The organism is Pseudomonas sp. BO3-4, from assembly GCF_034044115.1.
Lineage (GTDB): Bacteria > Pseudomonadota > Gammaproteobacteria > Pseudomonadales > Pseudomonadaceae > Aquipseudomonas > Aquipseudomonas alloputida.
This window is the reverse complement of sequence record NZ_CP139018.1, coordinates 5,924,261-5,938,803: the sequence shown is the minus strand read 5'-3', so window position 1 is coordinate 5,938,803 and position 14,543 is coordinate 5,924,261. Positions and strand designations below refer to the sequence as shown.

Here is a 14,543-nt window from a genome sequence, read left to right as displayed (position 1 = left end):
GAGCGCCGCGCGGGCGGCGCTCGATTCACGCGCCCACGCAAAACCTGAGTCAGGCGCCCTGCCTTAGAACAGATCCATCGGCGTCGCTTCATCGGCTGGCAGCGGGCTGCCCGGTGCCGCGCCATTGCCCAGCTCGTCCACCGACGGCGGCGAATCTTCGGCTTTGAACAGCTCGAAGTAGGCATTCGGTGTGCCCGGCGATGCCGCGCGCCCGCTGACCGGGTCGACGCGCAAGCTGAGAATGCCCTCCGGCTCTGCCGGGGCATGCGCAGGCTTGTCCTTGAGCGCCGCGCCCATGAAGTTCATCCAGATCGGCAGTGCCGCAGTCCCGCCATATTCGCGACGGCCGAGGGTTTCCGGTTGGTCGAAGCCGACCCAAACGGTAGTCACGTAATCGGCGTTGTAACCGGAGAACCAGGCGTCCTTGGATTCGTTGGTCGTACCCGTCTTGCCCGCCAGGTCGGTGCGGCCCAAGGCCAGCGCCCGGCGGCCGGTGCCGCGCTTGATCACGTCCTGCAGCATGCTGGTGAGGATGTAGGTGGTACGCCCGTCGATGATCTGTTCGGCCACTGCCGGCGCTTGCGGTGCCGCGGCCACCTGGCTCAAGGCAGAAGGTGCTTCGCCCGGCATGGCCGCAGTGCTGATTGGCTGCTCGGGTGCGGCCAGGCCCGCCTGGTCTTGGGCACCTTGCGGTACGCGGGCCGGGTTGGCGGTGAACAGTGTCTCGCCGCTGCGGCTCTCGATGCGCTCGATCAGGTACGGGGTGATCTTGTACCCACCGTTGGCAAAGGTGCTCCAGCCGGTGGCGATTTCCATCGGGGTCAGGGTGGCGGTGCCCAGGGCCAGCGACAGGTTGCGCGGCAGGTCCTGCTTGTTGAAGCCAAACTTGGCGATGTAGTCGATGGTGCGGTCCACGCCCATGGCTTGCAGCAGGCGGATCGACACCAGGTTACGTGACTTGTACAGCGCCTCACGCATGCGGATAGGGCCGAGGAAGGTGTTGGTATCGTTCTTCGGTCGCCACACTTTATCCACCGACTCGTCAACGAACACGATCGGCGCATCGTTGACCAGGCTGGAAGCGGTGTAGCCGCTGTCCAGCGCGGCGCTGTAGATGAAGGGTTTGAAACTCGAGCCCGGTTGGCGCTTGGCCTGCACGGCGCGGTTGTAATTGCTCTGTTCGAACGAGAAACCGCCGACCAGGGCGCGGATGGCGCCGTTGTTCGGGTCGAGGGTGACCAGGGCACTCTGCGCAACGGGCACCTGGCTGAACTTCAATGTGCCATCGTCAAGGCGTTGCAGGCGCACCAGGTCACCGACCTGGGCCACGTCGGACGGTGATTGCGGTGAACGGCCCTGGGCGTTGTTGTTGATGAACGGGCGCGCCCATTTCATGGTGTCCCAGGCAACCTGCGCCTCTTGGCCGTCACGGGTCAGCACCTTGAGGCCGGTGTGTTCCACCTGGGTGACAATGGCTGGCTCCAGGCCGCCAAGGGTGCGTTGCTTGCCCAGCTCCTGCAGCCAGGCTGCGTGGGTGCGGCCCGGGAAGCGTGCTTCAGGGCCACGGTAGCCGTGGCGCTCATCGTAATCGGAGAGGCCCTTGAGGACGGCCTTGTTGGCCATTTCCTGCATGTCGCTAGGCACGGTGGTCGTGACGCGGAAGCCTTCGGTGTAGGCGTCGCTGCCGTAGCGGCCGACCATTTCCGCGCGGGCCATTTCGGCGATGTACGGGGCATTCACCTCAGGCGTCGGCACGTGATAGCTGGCGTTGAGCGGCTCGGCCAGGGCGGCCTCGTAGCTGGCCTGGTCGATCTTGCCTAGCTTGTACATGCGCCCAAGGATCCAGTCGCGGCGCTCTTTGGCGCGCACCGGGTTGGCCAGCGGGTTGAAGCGCGACGGTGCCTTGGGCAGGCCGGCGATCATCGCCATCTGCGCCAGGCTCACGTCACGGATGGACTTGCCGTAATACACCTGTGCTGCTGCATCGATACCGTAGGCGCGGTTGCCCAGGTAGATCTTGTTCACGTACAGCTCAAGGATTTCGTCCTTGGTCAGCTCACGCTCGATCTGCAGGGCCAGCAGGATTTCGTTGGTCTTGCGTGAGAAGCTGCGTTCGCTGGTGAGGAAGAAGTTCTTCGCCACCTGCATGGTGATGGTGCTGCCGCCGGTCTGGATATGACCGGTTTTCACCAGCTGGGTCGCGGCGCGCATCAGGCTGCTGGGGTCGACACCGTAGTGGTTGAGGAAATTGTCGTCCTCGGCTGACAGCAGCGCCTGAATGAATTGTGGGGGAATTTCCGCGAAGCGGATCGGCGAGCGGCGCATTTCGCCGAATTCGGCAATCAGCTTGCCATCGCTGCTGTACACCCGGAGGGGGATCTGCAACTGGATGCTTCTGAGGGACTCGACCGAGGGCAGGCTGGGGCTAAGATACAGAAACGCACCGCTCACACCGAGTACGAGCGCGCAGATGACTGCGACGGAAGACCACCAGAAGAACTTCAGCAGACGTATCAAGGCTTTTCGGTGTCCAGGTTGGGAGTGGATTGCACGCAGGTCCGGTGGACCAAAAAACGCTGGGCATTATAAGCATTTTTCGCCTCTCCGGGTGACCGGCCAGGCTACCCGTCGACTCGATGAGTAGCCCCGGCTCAGTGTTGCCGCGGGGTTGCGACAGGTGGCTGCGCTTGGCAGCTGCAACAGACAGCAAAGGAGTCGCGATGTTTGGACGCTTCGGCAAGGATGCCGGTTCACTGGTGGGGGTGGAAATCACGCCCGACGCCGTTCGGATAATGCAACTGCAGCAGCGCAATCGACGCTGGCGTGTGATGGGGTCGGCACAAGAGCTGTTTCAGGCGCCGCTGGCCGATGACTGGGCTGAGGCGCCTGGCGGGGTGGTGGCTGCGCTGCAGCGCGCTTACCGGCGCAGCGGCCTCAGGCAACGCCGGGTAGCGCTGGCACTGCCGGCCAGTCAGGTTATCTGCAAGTTGTGCCATCTGCCGGTGGAGCAGAGCGGGGCGCAGTTGGAGGCACAACTGCTTGCCGATGCAGAGCGGCTGTTTCCGTTTCCGCTGGAAGACCTGGCCTTGGATTTTCAGGTCATGGGGGCTTCCCATGACCAGCCAGGTTGCTCAGAGGTAATGGTTGCTGCCTGTCGACAGAGTGCGCTGGCGTCACTCGAAGCCGTCGTCGAGGAGGCGGGCTTGCAGTTGGAAGCCGTCGAGGTCGACACCATTGCCTTGTGCCGCATGTTGCCACAGGGTGGCCTTGAGGGAGCAGCGCTGCTGCGTGTCGAAACCCGCAGTGTAACGCTTCATGACTGGCAGCCAGGCAGGGTGTACCAGCGCTGTGAACTACAAACGACTGGCCCGGATATGAACGGGCAATGGTCAGAGCGCCTGCAGGCTTTACTTGCCAGGCAGAGCCTGCCTGCGGGGTTGTGGGTTGCCAGCAGCTCATCGATCAATCCGGGCTGGCTGCAAGGCCTTGGCAGCCGGCTGAATGTGCGGTGCACGTACCTGCCTGGGCTGGCAGGGCTTGAGCATGTTGATGGGGCGATGCTCCTGGCCTGCGCCTTGGCCTTGGGAGGTTTGCGCCCATGATGCGACTGAACCTTCTACCCTGGCGCGAACGGCAGCGTCAGGCGGCGCTGCGGCGCTTTCGAGGCCAGCTGGTGGGTGGTGCACTCTTGGCTTTGTGCGCCGTGATGCTGGTCGATCAGCTGGCCCGTCAACGCGGGCATCAGCAGGTGCTGGCCAATACCCAGCGCCAAGCGACCCTTGATGCACAGGATGAGCAGTTGCAGCCGCTGGCCGAAGTGCGTGCACAGCATGAAGCGCTACTTGCCCGGGCGGTGGCCCTGGAAGGCCTGCGCGCCCATCAGGGAGTATTGGCCGGTGTCTTCGCCGACCTTGAAGGGGCGTTGCCTGAAGGTGTGCAGTTACTTGACCTGAGCCTTGATAGTGGCCGCTTGCAGATGACAGGGGTGGCTGCGTCCGGTGCTGTGGTTGCTCAGTTCATGCGCGACTTGAACCGCTCGAGCGTTTTGCTCGATCTGGAACTCAAACGCATCAAGAGCCTGCCGGACGGCGATGAGTTTCTGCTGACCGCTCGCGTTGCGGCGTTCTGGTCGTGAGTACTGCGCAGATGCTCGCTTGGCTGGCGGTGGTCGAGGGCTCAGGGCGCTTCCGACGGCTGGCGCCAGTGCTGGTGGCTGTTGTGTTGTTCAGCCTGGGCTGCGCGATGCGCCTGCCCGCCCTGTTGCAGCAGCAGGCGCGGGAGGATGCCAGGCATGTCGAGTTGAGCCAGCTGCAGGCAGCCAGTGCATCGCAGTTGGCCGAACTGGAGCGGCTGAAGGCTCTAACGGTGATTGCCGAACAGCGGTTGCAAGCGGCGCACTGGTATCTGGCCGCCGGGGAGAGCATGAGCGACCTGCTTGAGCGTCTGGCAGTGTCGGGGCATGCGCACGGCTTGCTTGTCGAGCGCCTCGATGTAGGTGAGGGCGAGCAACAGGCCGGATTCAGTAAGGTACCGCTGGTGGTGCAAGTGGTAGGGCGTTACTCGGCCTTGCGGCTGTGGCTGGGCGACTGGTTGGGGCAGGCGCGGATTCTGCGCAGCGGTGACATGAGCCTGGCAACCGTTGATCGCCAGCCTGGACTGTTGCGCCTGCAGTTGCGGGTTGATGCCTATCACGCGGCTACGCCCCTGAAGGCACCTGCAATGCTGGCGGACCTGCCGGCAAGGGCCGCAATGGTTGCACCTGAAGTGGACCCGTTTGCGCCGGCTGCTGCGCGAGTGGCCAGTGCCGGGCTGGTCGGCGTGCCGTTGGCGCAGCTGGAAATGGTCGGCAGCCTGGCGCGCGGGGCGGCACGCGAGGCACTGCTGATGGCGGCTGGCAAGCTCTATCGCGTACGCCCGGGCGACCGGGTAGGGCGTGATCAGGGGGTAGTGATGCATATAGACCAACGTCAGGTCGAAGTGCGTGAGCGGCTGTTCATGGCGGGGGTATGGCACGAGCGCACGGCGTTCATCACCCTCGCCAAGCGCCTGGGCAAGGAGGCCTCGGACCCGAATGAAAACGTGGATGAAATACCTGCTGGCAACCCTGCTGTCGATCCCGCTGGCTTCGGCGACGCCTTACCAGGGTGAACCCCTGTCGCTGAACTTCCAGGATGTAGAGGTGCGTGCGGTGCTGCAGGTGCTGGCTGACTACGCCGGCGTCAACCTGGTCGCCAGTGATGCGGTACAAGGTAGCGTCACTTTGCGCTTGCAGGACGTGCCGTGGGATCAGGCGCTCGACCTGGTGCTGCGCAGCAAGGGCCTGTCCCGGCGCCAGGAGGGCAATGTGCTGTTGGTGGCGCCTGCGGCCGAGTTTGCCGCGCAATCGGCAGACGCCCGGGTGAGCCAAGTGCTGGACGCGCAGCTGCAGCCATTGCGTCGGGAACTGCTGACCATTCACCACGCCAAGGCCGCCGATTTGGCGCAGTTGCTGCTGGCAAGTCTGGAGGGTGGCGGCATCTCCACGGGTAGCCTGAGTGTCGATGAGCGCACCAATACGCTGGTGGTGTACCTGCCCGCTGACCGCCTGGCCGAGATGCGCCAGTTGGTGGCGCAGTTGGACGTGCCGGTGCGTCAGGTAGCGATCGAGGCGCGTATCGTCGAGGCCAACGTCGATTATGAGAAAAGCCTGGGGGTACGCTGGGGTGGGCCGCTGTACGGCGAGAAACTGCGGCCCGGCAAGGAGCTGTTCGTCGACCTCGGTCTGGAGCGAGCCGGCAGCCGTATCGGCCTGGGTTTGTTGCGCGGTGACGTGTTGCTGGATCTGGAACTCAGTGCCATGGAAAAAAGCGGCAACGGCGAGATCATTTCGCAGCCCAAGGTGGTCACGGCTGACAAGGAAACGGCGAGGATCCTCAAGGGTACCGAGGTGCCTTACCAGGAAACCAGCCAAAGCGGCGCTACCTCGGTATCGTTTCGCGAAGCCTCGCTGTCGCTGGAAGTAACGCCACAGATCACTCCGGACAACAAGGTGATCATGACCGTCCGGGTGACCAAGGACGAGCCGGATTACGTCAATGCCTTGAACAACGTACCGCCGATCCGCAAGAACGAGGTCAATGCCAAGGTTCGTGTGGCTGACGGCGAAACGATCGTGATCGGTGGCGTCTACTCGACTTCGCAAAACAATGTGGTCGACAAGGTGCCATTTTTCGGCGATCTGCCGTATGTTGGGCGGCTGTTTCGACGCGATGCATTACAAGAGAAAAAATCCGAGCTGCTGGTCTTCCTGACTCCGCGTATCATGAGTGACCAGGCGATTGCTGTGAGTCGTTGATTCTGTGCGAAATTTGATACTTGTGGGGCCCATGGGCGCTGGTAAAAGCACCATCGGACGCCTGTTGGCCAAAGAGCTGCGCCTGCTGTTCAAGGATTCCGACAAGGAAATCGAACTGCGATGCGGCGCAAACATCCCGTGGATATTCGACAAGGAAGGCGAGCCGGGTTTCCGTGATCGCGAGCAAGCGATGATTGCCGAGTTGTGCGCGCTCGACGGTGTGGTGCTGGCCACCGGTGGTGGCGCGGTGATGCGCGAAGCCAACCGGCAGGCGCTGCATCAGGGTGGCCGGGTGATCTACCTGCATGCTTCGGTCGAGCAGCAAGTCGGTCGCACCGCGCGCGACCGCAATCGCCCGCTGCTGCGCACAGCCAATCCGGAGGCGACCTTGCGCACCTTGCTGGAAACCCGCGACCCGCTCTACCGCGAGATCGCCGACGTGGTGGTTGAAACCGACGAGCGGCCACCACGCATGGTGGTGATCGATATTCTCGAGCGCTTGCAGCAGTTGCCGCCCCGTTAACCCGGGACTATTCTCGGCCTCCAGCGCCGAGGCGAGGCTCAACGTTACCGCGCAGGTCGCCGGATGGCGCCGCGCCCAAGTACATTGTGGGGATACATGCAGACACTAAAGGTCGACCTGGGCGAGCGTAGCTACCCGATCTACATTGGCGAAGGCCTGCTGGACCAGCCTGAGCTGCTGGCGCCGCACATTGCGGGTCGGCAGGTAGCCATCGTTTCCAACGAGACCGTCGCGCCGCTGTATCTCGAACGCCTGAGCAAGGCCCTCGGAGCCTACTCGGTACTGCCAGTGGTGTTGCCCGATGGGGAAGCCCACAAGAACTGGGAAACATTGCAGTTGATCTTCGATGGCCTGCTGACAGCTCGGCATGATCGTCGTACTACTGTGGTCGCGCTTGGTGGTGGCGTGATTGGTGACATGGCTGGTTTCGCAGCCGCCTGCTACCAGCGCGGCGTCGACTTCATCCAGGTGCCGACTACCCTGTTGTCCCAGGTCGACTCTTCCGTGGGTGGCAAGACCGGCATCAATCATCCGCTGGGCAAGAACATGGTCGGTGCGTTCTATCAGCCCAATGCGGTGCTGATCGATACCACCAGCCTCAAGACCCTGCCAGCGCGCGAGCTGTCCGCAGGTCTGGCCGAAGTGATCAAGTACGGACTGATTTGCGACAAGCCGTTCCTCGCCTGGCTCGAAGACAATATGCAGGCACTGCGTGCCCTCGATTCGGCAGCCCTGACCGAGGCCATCCGCCGCTCTTGCGCGGCCAAGGCCGCAGTGGTGGGTGCTGACGAGCGCGAGTCGGGCGTACGGGCCACGCTGAACCTGGGGCATACCTTCGGGCATGCTATCGAAACCCACATGGGCTATGGCGTGTGGCTGCACGGCGAGGCTGTCGCGGCGGGCACAGTGATGGCCCTGGAAATGTCCATGCGCCTTGGCTGGATCGACCAGGCTGAGCGCGATCGTGGAATCCGCCTGTTGCAGGACGCAGGTTTGCCGGTGGTGCCACCACAGGAAATGACCCCGGCGCACTTCATGGAGCACATGGCGGTCGACAAGAAGGTGCTCGACGGTCGTTTGCGTTTGGTGCTGCTGCGCCAGATGGGCGAGGCCGTGGTGACCGACGACTATTCGAAAGAGATTCTTCAGGCCACGCTGTCGGCGGATTACCGCGCGATCGTGGCCCAGCTTTGAGGTTGTGACAGCGCAATGACAAGTTTGCATGCCGATGAGGCCTTTCTCGACCATTACCAGTTGAGCCATGATCCGTTCGCGCCCCGCGTACCTGGCTTCAAGTTCTTCCCGGCCCAGCGCAAACCGGTGCTTGGCCAACTGCACCACCTGGCGCGCTATAGCCAGTTGATGCTGGTGGTCAGCGGCCCGTTGGGCAGCGGCAAGTCGCTACTTCGCCAGGCCCTGGTGGCCAGCACCAACAAGCAGACTGTGCAAAGTGTGGTGGTGTCGGCCCGCAGCGCCAGCGACGCCTCCAGTATGCTCGCGCAGGTCGCGCAGGAGCTGGGTGTGGCCCAGCCCGAGGTGCAGGCGATCCTGTCGAAGGTGGTGCAGCTGGCACTGACCGGGCAGGAAGTGTATTTGCTGGTGGACGATGCGGAACAACTCGACGAGTCGGCACTCCAAGCGTTGCTGGAGTTGGCGGCGGGGGTTCCTGAAGGGCGTCCGCACGTGTTTCTGTTCGGTGAGCCATCGCTGATTGCCGGGCTGGATGAGCTCAATGTCGAGGAAGAACGTTTCCACATCATCGAGCTTGCGCCCTACAGTGAAGAAGAAACCCGCGAGTACCTGGAACAGCGCCTGGAAGGGGCTGGTCGGGGCATCGAGGTGTTCAGCCGTGAACAGATCGCCGATATCCATGAAAACTCCGACGGCTGGCCTGGCAACATCAATCAGGTCGCCCGTGACACTTTGATCGAAGCCATGATCGCCAGCCGCTCGACGGCCAAGCGACCAACCATGGGGTTCAAGATGCCTAAAAAACATGTGCTCGCACTGTCCGCTGTGGTCGTGGTTGCCGTTGCGGCCGCGGTATTGATGCCCAAAAAAGGCGACAAGGCCCCTGCCGAAGCGCCGGCCGCCCAGGCCCAGTTGCCGCTGGGTGACGGCAAGCAGGGTGCTGCCATCGAGTTCTCTGGCTCGTCCCAGCCAATGCCGCTGCCACTGGTTGGCCAGTCGCAGCCGGTGATGCGCGAGCCGCTGGCCCAAGCCGCAGGCATGGGCGAGGGTGAAGAGGGAGGCCCGGCTGTCGACACCGCGCTGCAGCCTGGCAACCCGCCACCCACCGTGACCACCATCGCTCCGCCACAAGGTGTGCCAGCTGGCCCGGCGCCTGCGCCGGCCCAGCCAGTTCAGTCGGTTGCGCCTGCGCCCAAGCCTGTTGCAACCCAGCCCGCGAAACCGGTTGCGCCGGCCAAGCCAGCACCAGCGCCGACCCAGGTCGCCGTGGCCAAGCCGGCCGCCAAAGCGGCCGAAAAACCAGCTGAAAAACCAGCCCCCGCTAGCGCTGGCAACAGCGGCTGGTATGCCGGACAGAAGCCGGGCAATTACGTGGTGCAGATCCTCGGTACCAGCTCCGAGGCGTCGGCCCAGGCTTACGTCAAGGCCCAGGGTGGCGACTATCGCTACTTCAAGAAAAACCTGCAGGGCAAACCCTTGTACGTCGTGACTTACGGCAGTTTCGCCAACCGCGACGCAGCGGTAGCGGCAATCAAGAACTTGCCAGCGAAGGTCCAGGCTGGTAAACCTTGGCCACGTACCGTCGGCAGCGTCCAACAAGAGCTGGCCACGGCCCGCTGATACCTTCCGGGCGGCATCACCCCGCCGCCCAGTAGCTAAGCGAATTCTAGCTTTCGACTAGCCTGCTGCGCCCGAGCGCGGCAGGCTTTTCTGTCCCGGACTGCCGGCCACAAGCCCCTAGTTGCAGTCATGGCTGAAACGCTTCAGACTCGAGCCAAGCCGCTATCACGGCGCATGGCGCAAAAACATTCAAAATTGCGACATAAATTTTCAATGATGAGACATGAAAATTTGTGGGCGTCGCTGTCGCTGTGCAACAATGGTTTTCCATGACCACCGCAAAAAAGCTGGCGTTTGATCGGCGTGGATGGTAAGTGGTTGTTAAAAAAGAGATTTACCTCCGTTGAGAGGTGAACCTGGTGAGAATGTGTCTATGAAAACAGGTCTGTACCATCCCGAAGAATTCAAGGACAACTGTGGTTTTGGCCTGATCGCCCATATGACGGGTGTGCCGAGCCACCACCTTCTGCAAACCGCCATGCAGGCGCTGACGTGCATGACCCACCGCGGTGGCATCAATGCCGACGGCAAGACCGGTGACGGTTGCGGTCTGCTCATGCAGAAGCCCGATCAATTCCTGCGTGCCATGGCCCAGGAGCACTTCGCTGTCGAGCTGCCCAAGCAGTACGCCGTCGGCATGGTGTTCTTCAACCAGGACCCGGTCAAAGCCGAAGCTGCCCGCGCCAACATGGACCGCGAGATCGTCGCCGCTGGCCTGAAACTGGTTGGCTGGCGCAAGGTGCCGATCGACACCAGCGTACTCGGCCGCCTGGCCCTCGAGCGCCTGCCGCAGATCGAGCAGGTGTTCATTGGCGGTGAAGGCCTGAGCGACCAGGAATTTGCCATCAAGCTGTTCAGTGCCCGTCGTCGTTCGTCGGTGGCCAACGCCCACGACGCCGACCACTACATCTGCAGCTTCTCGCACAAGACCATCATCTACAAAGGCCTGATGATGCCGCGCGATCTCGCGGCGTTTTATCCAGACCTGGGTGACGAGCGCCTGCAAACCGCGATCTGCGTGTTCCACCAGCGCTTCTCCACCAACACCCTGCCGAAATGGCCGCTGGCGCAGCCGTTCCGCTTCCTCGCCCATAACGGCGAGATCAACACCATCACCGGCAACCGTAACTGGGCCGTTGCTCGTCGCACCAAGTTCGCCAATGACCAGATCCCCGACCTCGAAGAGCTCGGCCCGCTGGTCAACCGCGTCGGTTCCGACTCGTCGAGCATGGACAACATGCTGGAACTGATGGTCACCGGTGGCATCGATCTGTTCCGCGGCGTGCGCATGCTGGTACCGCCAGCGTGGCAGAACGTCGAGACCATGGACGCCGACCTGCGCGCCTTCTACGAATACAACTCCATGCACATGGAGCCGTGGGATGGCCCGGCCGGTATCGTCATGACCGAAGGCCGCCACGCGGTGTGTCTGCTTGACCGCAACGGCCTGCGCCCGGCGCGTTGGGTCACCACCACCAATGGCTACATCACCATCGCCTCGGAAATCGGCGTATGGGGCTATCAGCCTGAGGAAGTGCTGGCCAAGGGCCGTGTCGGCCCGGGCCAGATCCTTGCCGTGGACACCGAAACCGGCCAGATCCTCGACACCGACGCCATCGACAACCGTCTGAAGTCGCGACACCCGTACAAGCGCTGGCTGCGTCAGCACGCCACCCGCATCCAGGCGACGCTGACCGACGACCAGGGCGTGGCCAGCTATGACGCTGACCAGCTCAAGCAATACATGAAGATGTTCCAGGTCACCTTCGAAGAGCGTGACCAGGTGCTGCGCCCGTTGGGTGAGCAGGGCCAGGAAGCCGTTGGCTCGATGGGTGACGACACGCCGATGGCCGTGCTGTCGCAGCGTGTGCGCTCGCCGTACGACTTCTTCCGCCAGCAGTTCGCTCAGGTAACCAACCCGCCGATCGACCCGCTGCGCGAAGCGATCGTGATGTCGCTGGAAATCTGCCTGGGTGCAGAGCGCAACATCTTCCAGGAGTCCCCGGAGCACGCTTCGCGGGTCATCCTCAGCTCGCCGGTCATCTCGCCCGCCAAGTGGCGTTCGCTGATGAGCCTGGAGCGCGAAGGCTTCGACCGCCAGCTGATCGACCTCAACTATGAGCAGAGCGTGGGCCTGGAAGCGGCCATCCGCAACATTGCCGACCAGGCCGAAGAAGCTGTGCGTGGGGGCAAGACCCAGCTGGTGCTGAGCGATCGTTATATCGCCCCGGGCAAGCTGCCGGTGCATGCTTCGCTGGCCGTTGGTGCAGTGCACCACCGCCTGACCGAACAGGGCCTGCGTTGCGACAGCAACATCCTGGTGGAAACCGCTACCGCCCGTGATCCGCATCACTTCGCCGTGCTGCTGGGCTTCGGTGCCTCGGCCGTTTACCCGTACCTGGCGTATGAAGTACTGGCTGACCTGATCCGTACCGGTGAAGTGCTGGGCGACCTGGACGAAGTGTTCAAGTACTACCGCAAAGGTATCTCCAAGGGCCTGCTGAAGATCCTGTCGAAGATGGGTATCTCCACCATCGCCTCGTACCGCGGTGCACAGCTGTTCGAAGCCATTGGCCTGGCCGAGGAAGTGGTCGGCCTGAGCTTCAAGGGCGTGTCCAGCCGCATCAAGGGTGCGCGCTTCGAAGACCTGGAGAACGACCAGAAGCTGCTGGCGGCCGAAGCCTGGAGCGCGCGTAAGCCGATCCAGCAAGGTGGCCTGCTGAAGTTCGTCCACGGTGGCGAATACCACGCTTACAACCCGGATGTGGTCAACACCCTGCAAGCCGCCGTGCAGCAGGGCGACTACGCCAAGTTCAAGGAATACACCACGCTGGTGGACCAGCGCCCGGTGTCGATGATTCGTGACTTGCTCAAGGTGAAAGTGGCCGACCAACCGCTGGCGCTGGAGCAGATCGAGCCGCTGGAGGCGATTCTCAAGCGTTTCGACTCGGCGGGTATCTCGCTGGGTGCACTGTCGCCGGAAGCCCACGAAGCGCTGGCCGAGGCCATGAACCGCCTGGGCGCACGCTCCAACTCGGGTGAAGGCGGCGAAGACCCGTCGCGCTATGGCACCATCAAGAGCTCGAAGATCAAGCAGGTGGCCACCGGCCGTTTTGGTGTGACCCCGGAGTATCTGGTCAACGCCGAAGTGCTGCAGATCAAGGTTGCCCAGGGCGCCAAGCCGGGTGAGGGCGGCCAGTTGCCGGGCGGAAAGGTCAACGGCCTGATCGCCAAGCTGCGTTATGCGGTACCGGGCGTGACCCTGATCTCGCCACCGCCCCACCATGACATCTACTCGATCGAAGATCTGGCGCAGCTGATCTACGACCTCAAGCAGGTCAACCCGCAGGCGCTGGTATCGGTCAAGCTGGTAGCCGAAGCGGGCGTGGGCACCATCGCCGCAGGTGTGGCCAAGGCCTATGCCGACCTGATCACCATCTCCGGTTACGACGGTGGTACCGGTGCTTCGCCGCTGACCTCGATCAAATACGCCGGCGCCCCTTGGGAGCTGGGCCTTGCGGAAACCCACCAGACCCTGCGCGGCAACGACCTGCGTGGCAAGGTGCGGGTGCAGACTGATGGTGGTCTGAAAACTGGCCTGGATGTGATCAAGGCGGCCATTCTCGGCGCCGAAAGCTTCGGCTTTGGTACCGCGCCAATGATTGCCCTGGGCTGCAAGTACCTGCGCATCTGCCACCTGAACAACTGCGCCACCGGCGTGGCCACCCAGAACGACAAGCTGCGCAAGGACCACTACATCGGCACCGTCGACATGGTGATCAACTTCTTCACCTTTGTCGCCGAAGAAACCCGCGAGTGGTTGGCCAAGCTGGGTGTGCGCAGCCTTGGCGAGTTGATCGGCCGTACCGACCTGCTCGAAGTGCTGCCAGGTGACACCGAACGCCAGCAGTACCTGGACCTGTCGCCGCTGCTGGGCAGCTCGCACATTCCGGCGGACAAACCGCAGTTCTGCGAAGTCGACAAGAACCCGCCGTTCGACCTGGGCGAGTTGGCCGAGAAGATGGTTGATATGGCTATGCCGGCCATCCGCGACCAGGCGGGTGGCGAGTTCAGCCTCGACATCTGCAACTGCGACCGCTCCATTGGTGCGCGTGTGTCGGGCGAAATCGCCCGCCTGCACGGCAACCAGGGCATGGCCGCGGCGCCGATCACCTTCCGCTTCAAGGGGACTGCGGGCCAGAGCTTTGGCGTGTGGAACGCTGGTGGCCTTAACCTGCACCTGGAAGGCGACGCCAACGATTACGTCGGCAAAGGCATGACCGGTGGTAAGGTCACCATCGTGCCGCCAGCCGGCAGCCCGTTCGAAACCCAGCACAGCGCCATCGTCGGCAACACCTGCCTGTACGGTGCCACTGGCGGCAAGCTGTTTGCCGCAGGTACTGCGGGCGAGCGCTTCGCTGTGCGTAACTCCGGCGCCCATGCTGTTGTCGAGGGCACTGGCGATCACTGCTGTGAATACATGACCGGCGGCTTTGTCTGCGTTCTGGGCAAGACCGGTTACAACTTCGGTTCTGGCATGACTGGCGGCTTTGCCTACGTGCTCGACATGGACAATAGCTTCGTCGACAAGCTCAACCACGAGCTGGTGGAAATCCAGCGTATCAGTGGCGAAGCGATGGAGGCCTACCGTAGCCACCTGGCGCGTGTCCTTGCCGAGTATGTGGATGAGACCGGCAGCGAGTGGGGGCGTGAGCTCTCGGAGAACCTGGACGACTACGTGCGGCGCTTCTGGCTGGTCAAGCCGAAGGCAGCCAACCTGAAGCAGCTGCTGTCCAGCACCCGTGCCAACCCGCAGTAAAAACAGCTGCAAGTGGCAAGCCTCAAGCTGCACGTAATGGCAGTGAGAGGTTTGCC

The 14,543-nt window shown here is 62.9% G+C and carries 9 protein-coding genes; 8 read left to right on the top strand and 1 reads right to left on the bottom strand.

What is annotated here, in order from left to right:
- Positions 1-63 precede the first annotated feature (63 nt).
- Entirely contained in the window at positions 64-2,514 is a 2,451-nt protein-coding gene (locus REH59_RS27080; protein ID WP_405124604.1) for a penicillin-binding protein 1A, read from the bottom strand.
- Between the two features lie 206 nt (positions 2,515-2,720).
- Here REH59_RS27080 and pilM point away from each other — a divergent pair, with 206 nt between their 5' ends.
- The 8 genes from pilM (at position 2,721) to gltB (ending at position 14,487) form a co-directional block, all read left to right on the top strand.
- Positions 2,721-3,602, top strand: coding sequence for a type IV pilus biogenesis protein PilM (gene pilM / locus REH59_RS27075; protein ID WP_014859128.1), 882 nt, complete (start codon positions 2,721-2,723; stop codon positions 3,600-3,602).
- On the top strand, positions 3,599-4,135 hold the full coding sequence (locus REH59_RS27070; protein ID WP_014859127.1) for a PilN domain-containing protein: 537 nt from the start codon (positions 3,599-3,601) through the stop codon (positions 4,133-4,135). Before pilM ends, REH59_RS27070 begins: the two co-directional genes overlap by 4 nt.
- Positions 4,136-4,146: 11 nt before the next feature.
- Positions 4,147-5,148: a pilus assembly protein PilP gene (locus REH59_RS27065; RefSeq protein WP_004575491.1), complete on the top strand. Its 1,002-nt coding sequence runs from the start codon at positions 4,147-4,149 to the stop codon at positions 5,146-5,148.
- Positions 5,072-6,334 (top strand): type IV pilus secretin PilQ, encoded by a 1,263-nt coding sequence (locus REH59_RS27060; protein WP_128573554.1) that lies wholly within the window; start codon positions 5,072-5,074, stop codon positions 6,332-6,334. The genes REH59_RS27065 and REH59_RS27060 overlap by 77 nt, the downstream gene beginning before the upstream one ends.
- Positions 6,335-6,338: 4 nt before the next feature.
- Positions 6,339-6,857 carry a shikimate kinase AroK gene (gene aroK, locus REH59_RS27055; protein ID WP_003249147.1) on the top strand — a complete coding sequence of 173 codons (519 nt, stop codon included), beginning with the start codon at positions 6,339-6,341 and terminating at the stop codon, positions 6,855-6,857.
- Positions 6,858-6,953: 96 nt separating this feature from the next.
- Positions 6,954-8,051 (top strand): 3-dehydroquinate synthase, encoded by a 1,098-nt coding sequence (gene aroB / locus REH59_RS27050; protein WP_003249149.1) that lies wholly within the window; start codon positions 6,954-6,956, stop codon positions 8,049-8,051.
- A gap of 15 nt (positions 8,052-8,066) precedes the next feature.
- Positions 8,067-9,668 carry an SPOR domain-containing protein gene (locus tag REH59_RS27045; RefSeq protein WP_003249151.1) on the top strand — a complete coding sequence of 534 codons (1,602 nt, stop codon included), beginning with the start codon at positions 8,067-8,069 and terminating at the stop codon, positions 9,666-9,668.
- A gap of 373 nt (positions 9,669-10,041) precedes the next feature.
- Entirely contained in the window at positions 10,042-14,487 is a 4,446-nt protein-coding gene (gene gltB / locus REH59_RS27040) for a glutamate synthase large subunit (protein WP_014859123.1), read from the top strand.
- The last annotated feature ends 56 nt before the right edge of the window (positions 14,488-14,543 follow it).

Bases quoted from the DNA above. Each gene is read 5' to 3' on its own strand.
- REH59_RS27060 (WP_128573554.1), top strand. From the start codon at position 5,072: ATGAAAACGTGGATGAAATACCTGCTGGCAACCCTGCTGTCGATCCCG.
- pilM (WP_014859128.1), top strand. From the start codon at position 2,721: ATGTTTGGACGCTTCGGCAAGGATGCCGGTTCACTGGTGGGGGTGGAA.
- aroB (WP_003249149.1), top strand. From the start codon at position 6,954: ATGCAGACACTAAAGGTCGACCTGGGCGAGCGTAGCTACCCGATCTAC.
- REH59_RS27070 (WP_014859127.1), top strand. From the start codon at position 3,599: ATGATGCGACTGAACCTTCTACCCTGGCGCGAACGGCAGCGTCAGGCG.
- REH59_RS27065 (WP_004575491.1), top strand. From the start codon at position 4,147: ATGCTCGCTTGGCTGGCGGTGGTCGAGGGCTCAGGGCGCTTCCGACGG.
- REH59_RS27045 (WP_003249151.1), top strand. From the start codon at position 8,067: ATGACAAGTTTGCATGCCGATGAGGCCTTTCTCGACCATTACCAGTTG.
- gltB (WP_014859123.1), top strand. From the start codon at position 10,042: ATGAAAACAGGTCTGTACCATCCCGAAGAATTCAAGGACAACTGTGGT.